Below are 21,211 nucleotides of genomic sequence, written 5' to 3'. Positions count from 1 at the left end.
CATCCAAATACGACTTAAAATTATAGCATAATGGCAGAACAACACGATTTTGGGCTAGTAGGTTTAGGGGTAATGGGAAGAAATTTTATTCTGAACGTTGCTGACCATGGTTTTTCTTCAATGGGTCTGGATACCGACATGGAGAAGGTGAAAGCCCTCAAAGAAGAAGGAAAAAATGTAAAAGTGGATGGCACCACTGATGCTTCCACATTTGTGAAAGCGCTGAAATCACCCAGAAAGATCATGTTATTAGTGCCTGCAGGAAAACCTGTGGATGCGGTCATTGAGACGCTATTGCCCCATTTGGATAAGGGGGACATCATCATTGACGGTGGCAATTCTTTTTATGAAGACACCGAGCGACGAATTGCTTACCTGAATGAAAAGGGCATGCATTTTTTTGGTGCCGGTGTCTCCGGCGGAGCAAAGGGAGCCCGATTTGGGCCCAGCATCATGCCGGGAGGGAATGAAAAAGCCTATGAGCACGTGAAGACCATTTTTGAAGCAGCTTCCGCTAAAGTGAATGGCGAGCCTTGTGTGGCGTACATGGGTAGAGGATCTGCCGGTAATTATGTTAAAATGGTTCATAATGGCATTGAGTATGGACTCATGCAGCTCATCTCGGAAATTTACGATGTTGCCAGAAAAGGTATTGGTTATTCCAATAGTAAATTAGCTGCACTTTTCGAACAGTGGAATAAAGGATCTTTGCAGTCCTTTTTGGTGGAGATTACGGCTGAGATCTTTAAAAAGAAAGATGACCTGACAGATAAAGACCTGGTAGACGTCATTTTGGATAAAGCCAAACAGAAGGGTACGGGCAAGTGGACCTCTCAAAATGCTATGGATCTGGGTATCCCGGTACCGACGATAGATTCTGCAGTAACAATGCGGGAAATTTCTTCCATGAAGGAGTATCGGGAAGAAGCCGATAAAGCTTACTATACCTCATCCATAGCAAATGACAAGCCGGATGGGCGTACATTGGAGCATGCCCTGTATTTTGCCTTTATCGTGACTTATGCGCAGGGTATGAGCCAGCTGGTCGCTGCTTCCAGGGAGTACGAGTACGGCCTGGACATGGAAAGGATTGCCAGGATCTGGAGGGGCGGCTGTATCATAAGAGCCGTGTTGCTGGAAGATATCAGAAAAGCTTTTGATATCAATGCGAAACTGCCCAACCTGATGTTGGACCCGGACTTTGTGAAGACCCTCAAATCCATAGAAGGGGATGCCCGCATTGTGGTGAACTTTGCCATTGCCAGCGGTATTCCTGTGGCTGGTTTGGCTTCAGCAGTCAGCTATTTTGATGCGTTCCGGTCTGGCCGATTACCACTAAACCTGATCCAGGCCCAGCGAGATCATTTTGGTTCACATACTTATGAGCGTACTGACCGGGAGGGTATTTTTCATACCGAGTGGTAGAAAGAACGTTTTCGTTGGTTTTGAGTTCTCTCTATAATCGACATTGATGTCATGAGAGATTATCTCCTTTTTGTGGATACGGAAACTTCCGGGATTCCTTCTTCACTTAGTGCCTCCATTTCTGACCTTGATAACTGGCCATTTGTTTTACAGGTTGCATGGCGGATATATGACAAAGAAGGAACTTTCGTTAAAAAAGAGAACCATTTTATTTTTGAAGAAGAGATCTACGTAGAGGAGTCTTCTACTAAGATCCATGGCATCACCAAAGACGCGCTGAAAGAGAAAGGTGAGGACCGAAAGCATGTAATGCGCTTGTTAGCCAAAGACTTAAGGTATTATCGTCCTTTGATCATCGGCCATTTTGTGGAGTTTGACAGTAAGATGTTACAGGTGGCATTTTTTCGGTCCGGACTAAAAAATATAGTGAAAGGGTATCCGCATTTTTGTACGATGCGGGCTACCACAGAGTATAGCCGTTTTCCCTACCATGACTACCCAAAACTGGAAGACCTTTACCAGGGACTTTTTCGAGCGAAAATGGTTAGGCAGCATGATGCGGCTGTAGATGCTGAGGCCACGGCAGAATGTTTTTTTGAATTGTTTCGCCGGGGGGAGTTAACTGCCCGGCAAATTTCCGAACAGCCGCTGTTTGTTAGAGTTAATGATAAGATGAAGCAAAATACAGGCTGTGGACTGCCCCTTCTCCTGTTTTGTTTTGGGGGGGTAATTTGGATTATGCTATGACTGAAAAACTGGATTTTTTACAGGAAACGAAACCTTTTAATGTGCTTCCTCCGGATGAGTTAAAAGCTCTTGCTGAAAATCTTAAACCTGTAAAATTTGACCATAAGGGAGAGATCTACGAACAGCACACAACGAAAGTTGATGGCCTGGATATTATCCGAAAGGGAGAATACCAGACTTTTTTCTACAGCAGCGAAGGAAAGAAAGAAGCTGAGCGGGACCTCAAAGCCGGTGATACGTACGGGGCCTTTTCCATTCTGCTAAACAAGGGCTGCTCTATCAACACCGTCTTTGTGAGTAAAGGAACGGAGATATACAGAGTGCCGGACAAACTGTTTAAAAATCTCTGTAAGAAGTATGAAGTGTTTTACCAGTATTTTCTTTCTGCCTTTGGCAGGGAGATGCTGAATGACCGGTTTGCCAACTTCGTGACCAACCCGATGGTAGACATGGAGTCCTTGTCTTTTGACCGCTACTTTGTACGCAGGTTAGATACGGTCAATACAAGACCTATTATCAGCTGTAAAAAAGGAACTCCGGTACATGAGGCTGCCGCATTGATGGAGGCTAATAAACTGAGCTGTCTGTTTGTGGAAGAGGAGGGAGTAGGTCTGGTAGGCTATGTCACGGATATTTTATTGAGAAATAAAGTTATCGCATTACGCAGAAGTGCGGATACCCCCGTGGAGGAAGTGATGGAGGGGCCTATCTTCAGGATACCAAGGGATTCTTACGTTTACGAGGCGATCCTCCTGATGTTTAATAACATGATCCGCTACCTCATTATTGAAGAAAACGGGAAGGATACAGGTGTGCTGAGCCGCAATAAATTACTTTCCGATCAGGCCCAGTCTCCTTTTGTTTTTATCCAGTCGGTAAGGCTCGCCATGTCAGTGGAGGAGCTAAAAAATAAGTGGGCCAATGTGCCGGAAGTGGTCTACAATCTGCTGACTCGCGGAGTAAAATCAGAGCTGGTAAACCAGGTAATCACCAACATCTCGGATACCATAGCCCAAAAAGTCATCGAGGGTGTGATCAAAGAGATCGGAGAACCTCCGGCACGGTTTGTTTTTATGTCTCTCGGCAGTGAAGGGCGAAAGGAACAAACCCTCAAGACAGACCAGGACAATGCCATTATTTATGAGGATAAAGCCAATGAGTTTCGCGAAAAGACGAGGGAGTATTTTTTACACTTTGCTGAGCTGGTTTCTGAAAGACTCAACGAAATTGGCTTTTCGTTCTGTACCGGTGGGCTGATGGCTAAAAACCCGAAATGGACACACTCGCTCTCACACTGGAAAAGAAACTACAACCAGTGGATCGATAGTTCTGATGCTCAGTCAGTCATGAACTTCTCTACTTTTTTTGACTGCCGATACATCTATGGTGAGGAGTCTCTCATCAAGGAACTACAGGCACATATTCTTCAGAAGCTGAATGATCCGGGAGAACATTTTTTCATGCAGCTTGCGAAGAATGCGCTTCAGTATGAACCGCCACTTACTTTTTTCCGTGGGATCAGGACTATTTCAAAAGGAGATCAGCAGGTGTTTAATATCAAACGAGCCATGACTCCCATTGTAGACCTGGTACGCGTGTATGCGCTGAAGCATAAAATACTGAAAACCAATACAGGTGACCGCCTGGTCGCATTAAGAAAGCAAAAGGTTTTTACAGATGAGGACCTTCATGAGCTTATGCAGTCCTACTATTACCTTATGGGTATGCGTCTGAGGTATCAGGCGCAGCAAATTATTTATGACCAGGAGGAACCACATAATTTTGTCAGCCCCGGTTCGCTTACCAAGATAGAAGTGGTGACTGTAAAGGAGATTTTTAAAGTCATTGAAAACTTCCAGCAGCGTATTAAGGTGGTATTTACCAGAAATCTATTTGGATAAGATACAAACTGGCACCAAACCCCATACCTGTTCAGTATAGAAATCGCAATAACAGGGGGTCAAAATATCATCTTTATGTAAAATACACATTCATTTAATCAAAAATTATACCGTATCTAAATGTTTTATCGTTCTATTGACAATAATCTATTTGATTCCTTCCTTTGTTATAAATAATTCAATTTTTATGGAGAAATTTAGAACGATCCAACTTTTCAACTTCCTGATGGCGATTTTCGGAATCGGGCTTTGTGTTCTTACGGCTGTATTATTTTTTAATGGTATTTCATTTCCTGTAATGCTCATGACAGGAGTGAGTGGAGCTGTAGTTACGAGTCTTGGTTTTTCCCTGATGCTGGATATGCATAAGTTTAGAAACGAGCTTAGAAATCCGGAATTCAGATTATAAGATCCAGGGCGAACCATTGCACATTCCATTTTCCGGAAATGAGTTCAGTTTCTCTTCCAGGACAGTATTCTCCCCAGATGTTCCGTAACTTTTCGGGTTGATCCGAATTTACCTTTTTACTGTCCCACACTTTGAAATTCCCCCAGCTGCTTTTCAGCGGAGTAAAGATCCTTATGTTGTTGATTTAGTTGGTTGTACTCAGCTTCATTGGCCTTTTTGAATTCATTGTAGGCACTTTTCGAGATCCACTTGTCTATAGCCAGGTACGAGGAATCTTTTGAATTTTTGATGAGATCCAGCCCGAGAAAATCTTCAGACTTTTCAAAGAATGTAAACCATGGTCCCGATCGACTATAGGCTTTTTCGAAATCATCTACATGGTCTTTAGCTACTTCGTAGTGCCATACTACGTAAAACACGTCCATAGATCAAAAAAATTGGTTAGGATCTATAAATATAATACAAATATTGCATTGAAAAATACAGGGGGTGCACGACAGTTTTGCATTCCTGAATGTTCCCAACAATTTTCACACAAAAACAAACTTGCTTATAAACATTCCCCTGCACCCCTTTTTCTAAAGGGGAATATTGGTGTTTTTGTGTAAAAACCTCTTATAATGCCAGGGTCATTTTTTCGCAAAACTGTCGTACATACAATACAGGCTGTGTCATCAAACCTGTGAGAGCTTATTTATGCTCTTCCCGCCCGTCAGCATGCCGGGCAAACCTGCCACTGGACCTGGGGTGAACATGATCATGCTTTGGCCAGGGCCATCCTCCAAATTCAGTCCTTTGGTATTCTGCAAAGGCTTCCCGGATCTCTTCCTGGGTATTCATAACGAACGGCCCGTACTGTGCTACCGGCTCATCGATAGGTTTACCCTGCAGCAGCAGGATTCTGCCTTCCTGCTTGCCATTTTTCAGGACGGTCTTCTCGGAAGCTATCAGGTCAGCCCCAAATTCCTTCCGGATTTTCTGGTCGTTGATCGAAAGCTCGTCCCCTTCATAAAAGTAGATGGATCGGTTTGCCGTTTTGCCGGCGACCGGCAGCTCGTATTCAGCTCCAGGTTCCATTTTGATGGTCCATACGGCTACTTCGTTTTTCGGGTCCGCTGCCCAGGAGTTTGGAGCCGGGTCCGGGGCTTTTGTGCCTTCTACTGTTCCGGCAATTACGGTGATTTTGGTTTTCTTTCCGTAACCGTCCGTGCTCTCCACTACCGGTATGGTATCTGACCAAAGCATTGCAAAATGTGGTTCTACAAACTTATGTTTCCGGGGCAGGTTCAGCCATATCTGAAATAGCACCAGCGGGTTTTCTTTTTCCTGGTTGAGTAAGGGGAACATCTCCGAATGCAGAACCCCTTTTCCGGCAGTCATCCATTGTACGTCTCCATTCCCAAAGCGGCCCGCTGCTCCCAGTGAATCGGAGTGGTCTACCAATCCTTTTTCAACAATGGTGATGGTTTCAAATCCGCGATGCGGGTGCTGGGGAAATCCCGGGACCGTATCACCATGGTACATTCTCCAGCCATCCTTCTTCGTGAAGTCCTGGCCGATGTTTCTGCCTTCCAGGGAGGATGCAGGTCCCATTTGATCGTTTCCTTTTGGAAAATTGTCCTGATGATAAACACAAAAAAGAAATGGGTCACTGGTCTCCCACGGAAACCCTAATGGCTTAATTTTTTTGATAGCGTTACTCATTTTCTGGTTTTTTAGTCAATCAAATAGTCCTGAGCTCAGGTATCGTTCTCCCCGGTCACACACAATGAAAACAATCAACCCTTCATCAAGTTCGGCTGCAACTTCGAGAGCGGCAGTTAATGCACCGCCACTGCTCATCCCCGATAAAATAGCTTCTTCCTTTGCCATGCGTCTTGTCATCAGCTTTGCCTGCTTTTCGCTGACATCTACAATGCGGTCCACGCGCTCAGGTTCAAAAATTTTGGGCAGAAACTCCGGAGACCACCTCCTGATACCCGGTATGCTGGATCCTTCCGTAGGCTGGGTGCCTACAATTTGAATGTCTTTATTTTTTTCTTTCAGGTACCTGGAAACTCCCATGATGGTACCGGTAGTCCCCATGGCAGAAACAAAATGCGTGATCTTTCCATCCGTATCCTTCCATATTTCCGGACCGGTGGTTTTGTAATGCATTCCGTAGTTATCAGGGTTGGCAAACTGGTTGAGTAGAAAATACCCCTCGTTTTCAGCCATTTCCTCTGCCAGCTCCCTGGAGTATTCTATGGTTTTTTCTTCCGGTGTAAGTATGAGTTCCGCACCGTAGGCTTTCATAGCCTGAATACGTTCTGCTGTAGCATTTTCAGGCATGATCAATGTCAGGTGTAAGCCAAATGACTGTGCGATCATGGCTAGAGCGATCCCTGTATTTCCACTGGTGGCCTCTACTAACTTGCTGCCCGACTTAATATCCTCACGCTTGATGGCCTCAGCGATCATGCCGTAGGCTGCCCGGTCTTTCACACTTCCACCCGGGTTTTGCCCCTCCAGCTTTCCGAAGATCTTTACTGAGGGGTTTTTGTTGATTGTCGTAATCTCAACCAAAGGTGTGTTCCCGATAATATCAAACAGCTTCATTCTATTCGTTTTTAACGATGATCAAATCGGCTTTTTCGTTATTGTGCATTTCTGCTTTGTAGTAAACGCGTGATTTTGGAGGAATGCTTTTTGTGAGCCAGACATTCCCGCCAACTATCGAATGGTGACCGATTTTTGTCTGTCCGCCAAGGATTGTGGCTCCAGCATAAACCACTACATGGTCCCCAATGGTGGGGTGACGTTTTACCTTGGCATCCCGTTTGTCCACACTAAGGGCTCCCAGGGTAACTCCCTGGTAGATCTTCACATGCTTACCGATAATGGTCGTTTCACCGATTACCACTCCGGTCCCGTGGTCTATGCAGAAGTATTCACCTATGATGGCATTGGGGTGGATGTCAATACCCGTACGACTATGGGCGTGCTCTGTGATGATCCGGGGTATGTTCTTTACTCCAAGCAGGGCCAGCTCATGAGCCAAGCGGTAAGCAGCTATGGCGTAGAAGCCCGGATAGCAGCGGATTACCTCAGAACGGTCTGAAGCTGCAGGGTCACCTAAAAACATCGCTTCGATATCCAGTTGCAAACGGTCATACAGTACCGGTATGTAATCAAAAAAGGCTTCAACGATCTCATCCTTATTGTCCCCTTCCAGGGAAATGTTTCTGGAGAGAATGTCTTTCAATCGTACCTGCAGCTCCTCCAGCACCTTTTTGACCTTTTCTTCACTGCGGGCCGGATGGCTGGAAAAATCAGGAAACAGAATGCCCAGCAGGTCATTGAAAAATAATATGATCGATGAGGTGGGCGGTATCTTGGTATACTCCTGATGGGAGTCATATATTTTGTGAATGAATTGCTTATCCATAAAAAATAATATTCTGAGTTATGCGAACGCGCTGGTGGAAATATTGTTTATATCAAATTGCAACCATTGTGCAATTTGCCAAAAAGGTGACAAAGTCCCATATTCCGGCTATTCTAAAAAGCAAATCAGTACGCAATTAGTTTCGATACCGGTCCAAAATATCTTTTGAGACAGCCGGTTCTTTTTGCAGCCAGGTTTTCGGGTCGCTTGTCCACCGGTAAAGCCAGCTGATGCCCCATGGCCCAATGTAATTATCCTGTTTTTGGTAGGCGGGATCTTCCAGCGCTTCTGATAAGGAAACAAATTGATAATCTCTACTGGCCAACTTATCTAGAATTTCCTTGAGAAAAGCAGCATTTATGGGATTTACATGACAAAGGAAGATATGCGGAATGTCACGACCCACGATTTCCGATGTAGCTTTTTCAACAAAATCAAACATTCTGATGGTATGGTCCACGTAGGCTTTTCCTATCTCACTCATAGAAGTGCTATCGCCATCCAGCATTGCATCCATAAATAGTTTGTTGTATATGTAATCCGAGCTTTCCACGGTCACCGGCGCTATCTTATATCCATGAGCCTGAAGAAATGTCTCAAATCGGGCTATGGATAAACTATCCGGGCCGGTGTTGAGAAAGGGATGCCTGAAATACTGAAGGTCCGAATCATGGTCGCTTGTGAGTTTTCGGGTTATTACCTCGCCTTTCAGCACTTCTTCCTGAAAAGCTTCTAAAGGGGTTTTGTAAAATGAAGGATGGCTGAATGTATGATTTCCCAATTCCAGCCCTGCTTCCAGCCAGGCATTCAGGATACTGGTACGTTTATCCATTTCGCCGAGTATGATCAGTTTAACTTCATTGACGAACCCGATGGCTGGTACTTCATAATTGACGCAGGTTTGAATGACCTGGTCATTGATCTTGACCATTTCCTCAAGGGAGATCTTGCCTCCACCTCCGTTCAGGGGGAGATCATCTATGGTTATGGCTACTTGCTTTTGAGCAAAAAGTGGACAGGCCAGTAAAAAAGCTGTCAGCAGATTAAGGATTTTCATGTGTTAAAAGTTGTACAATAAGCCATATGCCATCCAACTTTGATCATACCCAGCCTGCCTTTGCCGAAAGTGGCTACTGCAGGCAGGTTGGTGTTGCTCAATAATTGGGTTGAGCATCATGCTCATTTCATTGTATAAAAATTTTACCTGCTAAGTTAACCTGCTGACGGCAAATACTGGTTTCTTATTCATATTTCAGGTTATCTGCCGGGTTGGCATTTGCTGCCTTTAATGCATGATATCCTGTGGTTAAGACAGTAATTACTGAAATGACCAGGAAGACCAACACGTAAAGGAGATAGTTCATGTCCACGTGATATTCAAATGTCCGGAGCCATTCGTTCATAAAATAGTAGGCTATACCAAACGCAGGTATGGCTCCAATCACAACCAGGATGAGAAAGTCTTTTACCAGGAGCGAGACCAATCCCCTCACATTAGCTCCGAGAACCTTTCGGATGCTGATTTCTTTGGTTCGCTGCTCAGCAATGAAGGAAGCCAGTCCCAGGAGCCCCAGGCATGAAATGATGATCATCATAATGGAAAATCCCAGGAAGAGTCTGCCTCGTAGCTGGTCCTCTTCATATTGTTCCATAAACTCCTCGTTGAGAAAAGTGTATTCGAAAGGCATATTGGGGAACACCTCATTCCATTTGGCTTCTATGGACCTGATCGTATTGTTAAGGTCCCCCTGGATTTTAACGAGGACGTTGGAATTATTGATATCTGGGATAAAGAGAAGCGCCTCGATGGGGTTGTAAAGAGACCGCTGGTGGAAATTCTTAACTACTCCGATCACTTTGTGAAATTTAGTGCTGTCCCGGTCAAACTGAAACTTCTTCCCAATGGGGTTATCCCAGCCCATGCGTGCCACCATAGCTTCATTGACCATCACGGCGGTGGCAGTGTCTGTTGGGTATTGTGGAGAAATGTTACGTCCTTCGATCACCTCTATTCCCAGAGTTGAGAAATAGTCATAGTCTATTCCGTAAGAATCTATGCCATACTCCTCCATTACTCCGGTGTTGGTTTCAGCGCTCATTACATTTTTTCCATACCCTCTTCCTGGAGAGGTAGTGGCTGTAGCTGCACTTTTTACATCAGGTTCTTCCAGAAGTTTGTTTTTGAGGACAGGCCATTTGTCTCTTGCATTGGGGTTATCCAAAACAAACAGCATCACCTGCTCTTTGTCAAACCCCAGGTCTTTGTTGCGGAGATATTGCATTTGGTCATAAATCACCAGCGTGCCTATGAGCATGAAAATAGAGATGGAAAACTGCACACCCACCAAAATGCTTCTTAGAAGTTTATTGCCTGATTTGCCCCCCTTTCCTTTCAGGACGGCAGCCGGCTTAAATGCTGACAGGTAAAAGGCCGGATAGCTTCCGCTTAAGATGCCGGTCACCAGAAGCATCAGGATAATCACCGCGATAATCTCTGTGGACAAGAGGTTTGAAAGGTCCAGGTTGGTCTGGAGCTGGTTATTAAAAGCAGGGACGAGTAACAGGAGCAATAACAGGCTGATAACCAGAGAAGCCAGGGTCAAAAGAATGGACTCTGACATAAACTGTCTGATCAAAGATCCTCGTTGCGCTCCCATGACCTTCCTTATGCCTACTTCGAGCGCGCGTCTCATAGATCTGGCTGTGGAGAGGTTCATGTAGTTGATACTTGCTATCAGGATGAGGAAGATAGCTATTGCCCCAAAAATGTAGATGTACTTGAAGTTGCCGAGGGATTCCGGTTCACCCTGAAAGGTAGAGTGCAGGTGAATATCCCGGATATTGATCATTTCATACCTGATTGTGATGTCAAACTGATCAAAGATCACGGCCACATGGGTTTTGATGATATTGTCGTTCAGCTTTTTTTCTACCATGGCCGGGTCGGCTCCTTCTTCCAGCAATACATAGGTATAGATGCCAAATCCACCCCAGTTTTGAGAGTTATTGCGGTCTACCGTGCTGGCTGATATCATGGCATTTGGCCTGATGTGGGAGTTTACAGGCACATCCTCAAATATTCCGGTAATCTCAAGTGAGTTGTTATCGGTTTTCAGGATCTGACCCATCGGGTTTTCTCCTTTGAAGATCTTATTTGCCATTGACCGACTGATGATCATGCTATTGGGGCCTTCTAGAGCAGTTTCGGGATTGCCAGCCGTAAGGTTAAAATCAAATACATTAAAGACTGTACTATCCACCATGAAAATGTCTTCTTCATAGTAGCTGATATCATCTTTACTGAAACGGGTACGTCCGTTTCCGATAAACCGTACATATTGTTCAACCTCTGAAAATTCTGACTTGACCGTCCGGCCCAGCGGGAGCTGTGTTACAGCCCATCTGAAGGCGTTATCCGGTTCTTTGATGTCTGATGATATCCGAAAAATCCGGTCTGCTTTGGGATGTTGCTGGTCAAAGCTGGTTTCGTGAAACAGGTATAACACAATCAATAGGCTGGATACAATCCCAATGGTGAGTCCAACGATATTCAGGGTAGTGTAGGCAGGCTGTCTTAGTAAATGCCTGATGGTGATAGTTAGGTAGTTGCGAAACATGGTTTTGATCGTTTGGGATTAAAATACGACAAAACCTTTTAAGAAGGTTGGAAATGTTACACAGGCGGTAATTCCTTAATAAAATTTAACACTTTTTTTCTGAGTACGAGAATGTGGATAAACCTGTTCAAAAGTACTGTATAACCAGGGTATGAGAATGTATATAAGTCGTGGAAAACAAAGGAGACTGAAAGTTTGAAAAGGCAAAGATTACATCTACTTTAGATAAACCAAACAAGAGATAGGAAGCGAAGTTTACTTCCGGCTTGTTTTGAGAAAGTTATCCATGGTTCAGACTATGGTTGGCGAATCAGAACAGGTCGTCTTGAGGATGTACTTCGAGGATACTCGAAAGAGGGCCTTAAGAGGTTTCTGAACTGTAGTTTGGCGTTTATGAAAGGCTACGGCCTTGCCTAAATGAAAAGGGTGACGTTCGCGAGAGCATCACCCTTTTTGCATTTGTTTGGTCAAACCAAAAGGTTATAATCTAACCACAGAGAAAACAGAGACGCACAGTGGAGAACTAGTGTTAAGTTAACGATATAATGTCTCAGCATAGTGTAGCCATACACTCTCTTTATTTTCCACAGATTACGCTAATCTTCGCTGATTTTCAATGCATTTCTGTGTTTATCTGCGGAAAAAAGGCCGGTCAGCTTTGGACTCCATATCGGCAAGCCGATTGAATATATAATCAATTTTCTGTTTTGCTTCAGTACGTGTATTACTTGAATCCATGGCTATGTATATCATTGATAATCAGCATTATAACTAAGAATAAACAAATTGTTTTTTACGACATCCAAGGCAATTTGAGTAACTTAGGAAAAAATCAACCTGATCATGAAGAGACTATTTACGGCCGGTTTTATTTACCTGATTAGTTTATGTGGCGTTTTTGCACAGCAAGACTCTGTATATCAGTCGTTAAAGCTGATGGGCCTATCATTTACCCAGGCTGAGGTTGACTCCCTTCGGGAAAATATTGCAGAGCAACTTGAGTCATTTAAGGGTATTCGTGAATTGGACTTAAATAATGAGCTTCCATATCCGCTGGTTTTTATACCTCCCACCAACCAGAAGCGGATAGCAGATACTCAAAAAGAGATTAACTGGATGCTGCCGGGAAAGGTAAAGAGGCCAAAAAACCTGAGTGATCTCGCTTTTTATTCGGTGGCCGAGCTCTCTGTCCTGGTCAGGGACCAGAAGGTAACCTCAGAGGAGTTAACAAGACTTTACCTGGACAGGTTGAGGAGGTACTCTGATACGCTGGAATGCCTGATCACACTGACTGATTCTTTGGCTCTGGCACAGGCAAGACGGGCGGATGAAGAAATAAAACAAGGTATCTACAGGGGACCTCTTCATGGCATTCCGTATGGGGTGAAAGACCTTATAGCAGTAGAAGGGTATAAAACAACCTGGGGCGCAAGGCCTTACAGGGATCAGCGAATAGCAGAAACAGCTACTGTAGTAAAGAAACTCGAGGAAGCTGGTGCTGTCCTGGTGGCAAAGCTTACTTTAGGGGCTCTGGCATGGGGTGATGTATGGTATGGGGGTAAAACCAGAAATCCCTGGAATATGGAGCAGGGGAGCAGTGGTTCTTCGGCTGGGTCAGCGTCAGCCACTGCTGCCGGGCTGGTTCCCTTTGCGATAGGGAGTGAAACATGGGGGTCGATCGTATCTCCGTCTACACGATGCGGTACCACAGGATTGCGCCCTACATATGGCGCAGTGAGTAAGTATGGAGCTATGGCGCTAAGCTGGACCATGGACAAGCTGGGGCCTATTTGCAGAAGTGCTGCTGACTGTGCGCTGGTGTATGAAGTGATCCGGGGATATGACGGGAAGGATTTGCAGGTCCTGAGAGATTACCCGTTTAACTACGATTATAGCATAGACCCTAAAACGCTTCGGGTTGGTTATCTCAAAGATCTGTTTGATCGAAAGGGCTTTAATTCAAAAAATGATAGTTTGACACTAACTCTTCTCAGGGCTAATGGTATAGAGCTGACGCCTAAAAAGTTACCAGCATCTTTTGATGCGGAGATCCTGAGTTTTATTCTGACTGCTGAAGCATCAGCAGCTTTTGACGAGCTGACCCGATCAAATCAAGATGATGAGCTGGTGAGACAAGTGCGAAATGCATGGCCCAACGTGTTTAGAGCTGGCCGGTTCATACCGGCAGTAGAGTATATTCAGGCTAACCGACTCAGGTATCAGCTGACCGCTGAATTTAACGAAATGATGAAGGATATAGATGTGCTTGTAACTCCAAGCTTTGTGGGGGATCAGTTACTCATGACTAACCTGACAGGCCATCCGTGTGTCGCCATTCCTAATGGTTCTTATAAAAATGATAAGGCGGGTACGATAACATTGGTAGGTAATCACTTTGATGAGGCAGCAATTCTTATCTTTGCGAGGTATTTGCAATCTCTGACACCTTTTGAGGAGGAACATCCTGAGTTTTTTATGAACTAAGGTGTCATGGAACTGAAAAGTAGCTGAATGATTGACACTAATGAAGACGTAGCCCGTTCCCTTCGGGTCATAAAAAACATACTGGTAGTTTTCCTGGGGATCCTCATCCTGTACCTACTGAAAATTCTCAGCAATTTGCTGGTCCCCATGGCTTTTGCGTTGTTCTTTGCCGTTCTGCTCCAGCCGCTGGTGACTTTGTTCAGGCGAAAGTTCTCATTAAATGTCAGTGTGGTATTGACCACTCTTTTGTCTGTAATAGTCTTCTTTTCAATAGGGTTTGCTTTTTATAATGCAGTAAGTAGTTTCATTTCCAATCGTGAGCAGATCCTGGCCGAAGTTACCCAAGAGCTTAAACCACTGATCGATTACCTGACAGCTTTGACGGGCACTAAACTGGGTGAAGAGGAGCTAAAAGAATATATATCCCGGCTCATCCCTACGGATAAAGTACTGTCCATTTCCGGAACCTTTGTAAACACTGTCAGTGGTTTTGCCACAGAGCTTTTAATGACCATCCTGTATTTTGCAGGGCTGCTTGGAGCCATCGCTCAGTATGGGAAGGTCATTGATTACATCACTGGTAACAACGGGACTGAAGAACGTTCTAAAGCATCGGAAACATTTCGGAGGGTAAAGGAATCCATTAGCATTTACATAAAGGTAAAAACCATTGTTAGCCTGATAACGGGCCTGGGGATAGGTATTATTTGCTGGATATTCGGAATTCAGTATGCACTTTTATGGGGAATTCTTGCTTTTGTATTAAATTATATCCCGTATGTGGGTTCTTTGATGTCATTGGTTCCACCTTTAGTCATAGGAGGACTAACCGCATCGAGCGTATCGGAGTTTATCATTTTTTATGCATTGATGCAACTGCTTCAGATTGTAATGGGAACTATTGTAGAACCTAAAATGGCAGGAAACTCTTTATCAATTAATACTGTCACCGTACTTTTTAGTCTGGTATTCTGGGGATACATGTGGAATGTTGCAGGTATGCTTCTTTCTGTTCCCATGACATTTCTGATCAAAGTAATGTTGGAAAGAGTTCCCGATGCAGGGTTCCTGGTTCGGTTGATGGATAAGAAGACGGGAAAGGAGCTGGGTTGAATTTACTTAAGTGTCGTTGAATGAAAGAAGCCGTTAAGATTGCCTTAATCTATATCATCATTTGTTCGTTATACATTCTCTTCTCGGACAAGCTGGTGTATGATCTTTTCCCCTCTTCAAAGGAGCTTACTCATATTCAGACCTACAAAGGCATTTCTTTTGTTTTGCTTTCCGGCACCCTCATTTTTATTTTGATCAAGCGATTGCTGGTGCGTATTGGATCTATCAATTTGGATCTGAAAATGGCTATTTCTCATCATCAAATGATCTTTGATAAGTGTCCGCTTCCTGCTTTTATTCTGGATAAAAAACGACTGACGTATTTAAGGGTAAATCAGGCGGCACTTTTGAAGTTTGAACGGAATGAAGAGGAGTACCTCAGGTCTACAGCTGCTGACTTTATAGTGGGCATGGACGAGGAGGATCTTTTTCAAATACGTGATAAGATTGAGGAAAACGGGTATTTGGAAGTAAATATAAGTAGTCGGATCCGGGGTGGGAGAATTATCAATCAGCAACTCTTCTGTCAGAATATTATCCATGAAAGGAAGGAGGCCATCTTTGTGATCTCTTTGGATATTACGGCCCTGAGAGCTACTGAGGATGTACTGATGGATAAGTTAATCACCGGGGTGGAAGAGGAGCGGCGGAGAATTGCGAGGGAGATCCACGATGGGTTGAAACAGTACTTTGGCCTGGCTCATGGGATGTTAAAATCAGTGAAGGCTGGCGATATGGACCTGAAAATTTTGGACCGTGTTACTGACCTCATGGGAAAAGGGGTGGAAGAAAGCCGCCGGTTGTCTCATTTGATCACTCCACAGGCTAATCAGGACTTTGATCTTACGGAGAGCCTGAATTACCTGATTGAAAATCTCAATATGCTGACTGATACAAAGTTTGTTTTTAATGCCAGTATGGAGAACGAGTATAAGGAAGATGTTAAAGTCAATATTTACAGGATTGTTCAGGAAGCTTCAAATAATATCAAAACTCATGCTAAAGCCGGCAATGCTTCGGTAGATCTCTTTGAGAAAAATAACAGCCTGTATCTGAATATCGAAGATGATGGAGCCGGTTTTGATGCCAATGTCATCTCTAAAAGCTTAAGGAGCATTGGCTTATCTACCATGCGAACGAGGGTAAGTAAGTTTGATGGGATTTTGCGGTTAAGTAGTAAGCCAAATGGTGGCACGCATATCCATGTAAAGATCCCGCTCTCGGAAAAGGTGATCAGAAATGATTTCAAAGTCCTGGGAAATAAAAAACCCTGATGGATACCACCAGGGTTAATTTCAATATTTTATGTAATGTGGATTAAGCCAGCTGTCGATCCAGTTTTTCACTCAGGGCTGTTTTTGGTACTGCCCCAATTTGCTTGTCTACGATTTCTCCATTTTTAAACACCAGTAGTGTAGGAATAGACCGAATACCGAATTTTGCTGATACTTCAGGGTTTGCATCTACATCCACTTTTCCTATTACAACTTTACCGTCATAGTCAGCAGCCAATTCTTCTACTACCGGCCCAATCATCTTACATGGACCACACCACTCCGCCCAAAAATCAACCAATACTGGCTTATCTGTATTTATGATCTCTTCGAAATTCTGATCTGTTAATTCTAATGGTTTAGCCATCTTTTTGAAAATTTATCTGTCTGTTAATTCTGAAATACACTAGGATAACGCAAAGGTAACTTGAATTGTTGATCCTTGTATTCGTAATCTTTGGAATTGTTAGCCTCAGGACAAAACGACTAAGAGGCTGTTAAAACCTTATAGCGCACTTCTTCCAACAATTCTAGTTCCTTGATAAGTTCATCATTTAAATCCACCGAGATCCTTCGGCTCAGCATCTCCAGATTGATCATGCGATCCTCGTATGCACCTAGTACATTGAGTTTTAGCACACAATTGCCAGGGTATTCCTGGCCGTACCGTTCCAACTCATTGATAAAGATCTCATTCACATCATTTAGTTTCACCTGTAGCTCCAGACCTTTCGTCATTCGCTCACGGATCTCTCCCAGTGGCTCTATGTTAGTCACTTTTAGCTCCAGCTCCGGACTGTTCCACCGGTTTTGTACAATGCCGGTTACATATAAGAACCACCCTGTTTCCAGGAGGGGTTTGAACTTGATGTAATCCTGTGAAAACAGGTAAAAGGTATGGTTGTCATTAAAGTCCTCCAGTGTAAACTGCCCGAAAGGATTTCCTTTTTTGGAGATACGATGCTGTACACTGCTGACGATACCACCGAATCTAAGCTCTCTGCCCTGATGCTTTTCCAGGTCTTTCAGGTCACCTATTTTGGCATTCATCAGGTAGTTCATTTCAAATTTGTACTGATCCAGCGGATGGCCGGAAATGTATAGCCCGACCATCTCTCGCTCGATGTTGAGCTTTTCTATCTCACCATAAGGTTCTATTTTACCCACTTTTGGTTTTATCGTAACTGAGCTGTCAGAGCCGCCACCAAACAAGGATGCCTGGTTACTTTCTTCCTCCTGCTGAAGTTTATTCGCGTAACGAATGGCCTTTTCGATGAGCGAGCTTCCTTCTTCATCCTGCTCCACATACTGACGCCTGTGGTAGGCATCAAAACAATCAAATCCACCGGCCTTTGCAAGACTTTCAAATGATTTTTTGTTGACCGATCTCAGGTTTACTCGTGAAGCAAAATCGAAAATATCTTTAAACGGGCCGTTCTCGTCTCTTTCCTCAATGATGGCTAATACGGCTGACTCTCCCGTACCTTTAATAGCCCCCATACCAAAACGGATCTCACCCTCTCTGTTCACCGCAAAATCCAGGTTGGATTCGTTGATGTGAGGCCCCAGCACCTTGATGCCCTGGTTCCTGCACTCTTCCATGAAAAAGCTGACTTTTTCTATGTTGCTTTGGTTGTGCGTAAGGACAGAAGCCATGTACTCAGCCGGATAGTTTGCTTTTAGGTATCCGGTCTGGTAAGCCACCACTGAGTAGCAGGTACTGTGAGATTTGTTAAATGCATAAGCAGCAAAAGCTTCCCAGTCCTTCCAGATCTTCTCCAGTTTGTCTTCCGGGTGGCCTTTTTCTTTGGCCTGGTTGATAAACTTGGGTTTAAGTTCTTCCAGCAGCTTAAAGATCTTCTTACCCATGGCTTTACGCAAAACATCTGCTTCACCTTTAGTAAAACCGGCCAGTTTTTGCGAGAGTAACATCACCTGCTCCTGGTAGACTGTGATCCCGTAGGTTTCCGCCAGAAATTCTTCCATCTCCGGCAGATCATATGTGATCGGCTCTCTGCCATGCTTACGGGCGATGAAATTTGGGATATACTCCATCGGTCCGGGGCGATAGAGGGCATTCATGGCAATCAGGTCCTCCAGCCGGTCCGGCTTAAGCGCCCGCAGGTGCTTCTGCATACCGGGAGACTCAAACTGGAATGTACCATTGGTCTGACCATTTTGGTAGAGCTCGTAAGTTTTGGTGTCGTCTAAAGGGATCGTATCAATATCGATCTCTATGCCGTGTCGTTTCCGGACGTTGTCCACAGCAGTCTTGATAATGGAAAGGGTCTTCAGGCCTAAAAAGTCCATTTTCAGCATACCTGCTGACTCTACCACACTGTTGTCAAACTGTGTAAGCAGAAGGTCCGAATCCTTAGACCGGGCCAGCGGAACAAACTTGGTCATATCATCGGGCGTGATGATGACCCCACACGCGTGGATACCGGTATTTCTGAGAGATCCTTCTAAGACTACTGCCTGATTGAGGACCAGAGAAGGCAGGTCTTTGCCGCGGCGCATCTGCTCAAGCTCCGGTACTTCGCCCCAGATCTTGGAAAATTTAGCTCCCGGTTTCTCTGGTACAAGCTTGGCAATAGCATCGGTTTCAGGAAGAGGCAGCTCCATTACCCGACCGGCATCCCTGATGGCTGATTTAGGGGCCATGGTACCGTAAGTGATGATCTGAGCTACCTGGTTCATCCCATATTTCTTTACCACATAGTCGATCACCTTTTCCCGTCCTTCATTGTCAAAGTCAATATCAATATCGGGCAGGGACACCCTGTCCGGATTCAGAAACCGCTCAAATAGAAGGTCGTAAGCTATTGGGTCTACGTTGGTAATCCCGATACAGTAGGCAACAGCTGATCCGGCAGCTGATCCCCGTCCGGGACCCACTGATACGCCCATTTCCCTGGCTTTGGTCGTGAAATCCTGAACGATCAGAAAGTAGCCCGGATATCCGGTATTCTCGATAGTGGCCAGCTCAAAGTCCAGCCGTTCGCGGATCTCATCTGTGATCTCTTCGTAGCGTTTTTTGGCCCCTTCGTAAGTCAGGTGGCGCAGATAGGCATTTTCTCCTCGTTTACCGCCATCTTTAGCGTCATCGGGATGTATGAATTCATCCGGTATTTTAAATGCAGGGAGGAGTACGTCACGTTCCAGTTTGTACTCTTCGATCTGGTCAATGAGCTCTCCAATGTTTTCTATAGCCTCAGGAAGGTCTGTAAAAGCCTCCTTCATTTCTTCCTGGGTCTTGAAGTAATACCTGGAGTTTTTCAGGCCTGGCCGGAAACCTCTACCCCGGCCGATCGGAGTGCTTTGCTTTTCGTTTTCTTTGATACAAAGAAGTACGTCGTGGGCTTTAGCGTCTTTTTCATCCAGGTAAAAAAGCTCATTAGCTGCCAGTACTTTGACATTGTACTTTCTGGCAAACCCGATCAGGACTTCATTGAGGTGGTTTTCTTCATCAAGACCGTGCCGGTTTATTTCCAGATAGAAATCATCTCCAAATACCTCCAGCCACCATTGCAGCGCTTCTTCGGCCTGGGTTTCACCTACATTCAGCACAAGGTGGGGGATTTCGCCTGCCAGGCCGCCACTCAGTGCGATGATTCCCTCACGGTGCTGCTCTATCAGCTCTTTGTCAATTCTCGGGTAGAGGCCATAGAGCCCCTCCATGTACCCAAAGGAAGAAAGCCTAATGAGGTTATCATACCCTTTTTTGTTTTTCGCCAGCAGGACCTGCTGAAATCTGCGGTCCGGATTGTCCTTGGTAAACTGAAGCTTTTTACGTTCTTCAGCTACAAAAAATTCACAACCGACAATCGGTTTGATGCCTTCTTTCAGTGCCGCCCTCACAAATTTGAAAGCCCCAAACATATTGCCCAGATCCGTGAGCCCTACGGCTGGCATATCGTACTCCTTTGCTTTGGCAACTATAGACTCTACATTGGGAGTAGCCTGAAGGACTGAAAACTGCGAGTGTACGTGCAGGTGGCAAAATGGGCCTTTGATCTCATCTATGGAAACTTCCTCAGTGCTTAACTTGCCGTCCGATTTCTCTCGGATCCACGCAAAGTTGGCAGCCTCCAGGTCAGGCGCTTCGTACGTTATGGATGCAGGATCAGTGTCATCAAAAGTCTTGATGATCTGGCGTTTCAGGCATTCAAAGAATGCTTTTGCAGTGGCATCTACGTCATAGGCAGCATCATGCGCATCGTCAAACGGAGCGCCAAAGAGCTTTTCATATAATTCGACCAGCCTGGGCTGTTTAAGCCTGCCTCCGATACCCCCTTTCAACTGGCAGAAGTCTACCGTTTCCACGGAAGTGTCAATATTTGGGAAATCCTCCAGAAGGTTATCCGATTCGGATCTCAGGTATTCAGCGCCAATGATCTTATTGTCAAACTCAATGTTGTGACCTACGAGGACTTTGGCTTGCTTTACATCTTCAGAGAACTTGTCTAATACTTCTTTGAGTGGCTCACCTACTTCCAGTGCCCGATCGGTGGAAATTCCATGTACTTTTTGAGCATTGAACGGGATTGTAAAGCCATCTGGCTTTACAATGTGGTTGCCCTGAGAAATGAGCTTGCCATTTCCGTCATGAAGCTGCCACGCCAGCTGTACCAGTCGGGGCCAATTATCAAAATCAGTAATTGGCGCGGTTTTGTTTCTGGGTAGACCGGTGGTTTCCGTATCAAAGATCAGGTACATAAAGGGGAGGTGGTTTCTTTCTTAAACAAAGGACAAAATAAAAAAATCCCCGGGCTAAATCACCGCGGGGATTGATGTTTTTCCTGGCTGTGGAA

15 protein-coding genes are annotated in these 21,211 nt (G+C 44.8%); 7 read left to right on the top strand and 8 right to left on the bottom strand.

What is annotated here, in order from left to right:
* The first annotated feature begins 30 nt into the window (after positions 1-30).
* The 4 genes from gndA to AC3E9V_RS18400 all read left to right on the top strand — a co-directional run bounded on the left by gndA (position 31) and on the right by AC3E9V_RS18400 (position 4,482).
* Positions 31-1,425 carry an NADP-dependent phosphogluconate dehydrogenase gene (gene gndA, locus AC3E9V_RS18415; protein ID WP_488749620.1) on the top strand — a complete coding sequence of 465 codons (1,395 nt, stop codon included), beginning with the start codon at positions 31-33 and terminating at the stop codon, positions 1,423-1,425.
* 51 nt (positions 1,426-1,476) lie between these two features.
* Entirely contained in the window at positions 1,477-2,172 is a 696-nt protein-coding gene (locus AC3E9V_RS18410) for a 3'-5' exonuclease (protein ID WP_488749619.1), read from the top strand.
* Entirely contained in the window at positions 2,169-4,073 is a 1,905-nt protein-coding gene (locus tag AC3E9V_RS18405) for a DUF294 nucleotidyltransferase-like domain-containing protein (protein ID WP_488749618.1), read from the top strand. The genes AC3E9V_RS18410 and AC3E9V_RS18405 overlap by 4 nt, the downstream gene beginning before the upstream one ends.
* Positions 4,074-4,260: 187 nt before the next feature.
* Positions 4,261-4,482: a hypothetical protein gene (locus AC3E9V_RS18400; RefSeq protein ID WP_488749617.1), complete on the top strand. Its 222-nt coding sequence runs from the start codon at positions 4,261-4,263 to the stop codon at positions 4,480-4,482.
* Positions 4,483-4,598: 116 nt separating this feature from the next.
* Here AC3E9V_RS18400 and AC3E9V_RS18395 read toward each other — a convergent pair whose 3' ends face one another.
* The 6 genes from AC3E9V_RS18395 to AC3E9V_RS18370 all read right to left on the bottom strand — a co-directional run bounded on the left by AC3E9V_RS18395 (position 4,599) and on the right by AC3E9V_RS18370 (position 11,526).
* Positions 4,599-4,907: a hypothetical protein gene (locus AC3E9V_RS18395; protein WP_488749616.1), complete on the bottom strand. Its 309-nt coding sequence runs from the start codon at positions 4,905-4,907 to the stop codon at positions 4,599-4,601.
* A gap of 265 nt (positions 4,908-5,172) precedes the next feature.
* Positions 5,173-6,186 (bottom strand): pirin family protein, encoded by a 1,014-nt coding sequence (locus AC3E9V_RS18390; RefSeq protein ID WP_488749615.1) that lies wholly within the window; start codon positions 6,184-6,186, stop codon positions 5,173-5,175.
* Between the two features lie 15 nt (positions 6,187-6,201).
* Positions 6,202-7,080 (bottom strand): cysteine synthase CysM, encoded by an 879-nt coding sequence (cysM, locus tag AC3E9V_RS18385; RefSeq protein ID WP_488749614.1) that lies wholly within the window; start codon positions 7,078-7,080, stop codon positions 6,202-6,204.
* A gap of 1 nt (position 7,081) precedes the next feature.
* Positions 7,082-7,909, bottom strand: a complete 828-nt coding sequence (locus tag AC3E9V_RS18380; protein ID WP_488749613.1) for a serine O-acetyltransferase — start codon at positions 7,907-7,909, stop codon at positions 7,082-7,084.
* Between the two features lie 136 nt (positions 7,910-8,045).
* Positions 8,046-8,966 (bottom strand): polysaccharide deacetylase family protein, encoded by a 921-nt coding sequence (locus AC3E9V_RS18375; RefSeq protein WP_488749612.1) that lies wholly within the window; start codon positions 8,964-8,966, stop codon positions 8,046-8,048.
* Positions 8,967-9,150: 184 nt separating this feature from the next.
* Positions 9,151-11,526, bottom strand: coding sequence for an ABC transporter permease (locus AC3E9V_RS18370; protein ID WP_488749611.1), 2,376 nt, complete (start codon positions 11,524-11,526; stop codon positions 9,151-9,153).
* Positions 11,527-12,369: 843 nt separating this feature from the next.
* On the opposite strand from AC3E9V_RS18370, the gene AC3E9V_RS18365 reads away from it, so the two are divergent.
* From AC3E9V_RS18365 to AC3E9V_RS18355, 3 genes are read left to right on the top strand one after another with little or no spacing between them, the layout of a single operon-like run.
* Complete coding sequence (locus tag AC3E9V_RS18365) at positions 12,370-14,010, top strand: amidase (protein WP_488749610.1); 1,641 nt, start codon at positions 12,370-12,372, stop codon at positions 14,008-14,010.
* 27 nt (positions 14,011-14,037) lie between these two features.
* On the top strand, positions 14,038-15,123 hold the full coding sequence (locus AC3E9V_RS18360) for an AI-2E family transporter (RefSeq protein ID WP_488749609.1): 1,086 nt from the start codon (positions 14,038-14,040) through the stop codon (positions 15,121-15,123).
* A gap of 20 nt (positions 15,124-15,143) precedes the next feature.
* Positions 15,144-16,397, top strand: a complete 1,254-nt coding sequence (locus AC3E9V_RS18355) for a sensor histidine kinase (RefSeq protein WP_488749608.1) — start codon at positions 15,144-15,146, stop codon at positions 16,395-16,397.
* A gap of 43 nt (positions 16,398-16,440) precedes the next feature.
* Here AC3E9V_RS18355 and trxA read toward each other — a convergent pair whose 3' ends face one another.
* Together trxA and dnaE are read right to left on the bottom strand one after the other, a co-directional pair.
* Positions 16,441-16,764, bottom strand: coding sequence for a thioredoxin (gene trxA / locus AC3E9V_RS18350; RefSeq protein WP_488749607.1), 324 nt, complete (start codon positions 16,762-16,764; stop codon positions 16,441-16,443).
* A 119-nt stretch (positions 16,765-16,883) separates the two neighbouring features.
* Positions 16,884-21,116: a DNA polymerase III subunit alpha gene (gene dnaE, locus AC3E9V_RS18345; RefSeq protein ID WP_488749606.1), complete on the bottom strand. Its 4,233-nt coding sequence runs from the start codon at positions 21,114-21,116 to the stop codon at positions 16,884-16,886.
* Between the last annotated feature and the right edge of the window lie 95 nt (positions 21,117-21,211).

Source organism: Marinoscillum sp. HNIBRBA16962 (assembly GCF_057801515.1).
Note: the sequence above shows the minus strand (reverse complement) of the source record. Positions and strands in the feature narration are given on the sequence as shown.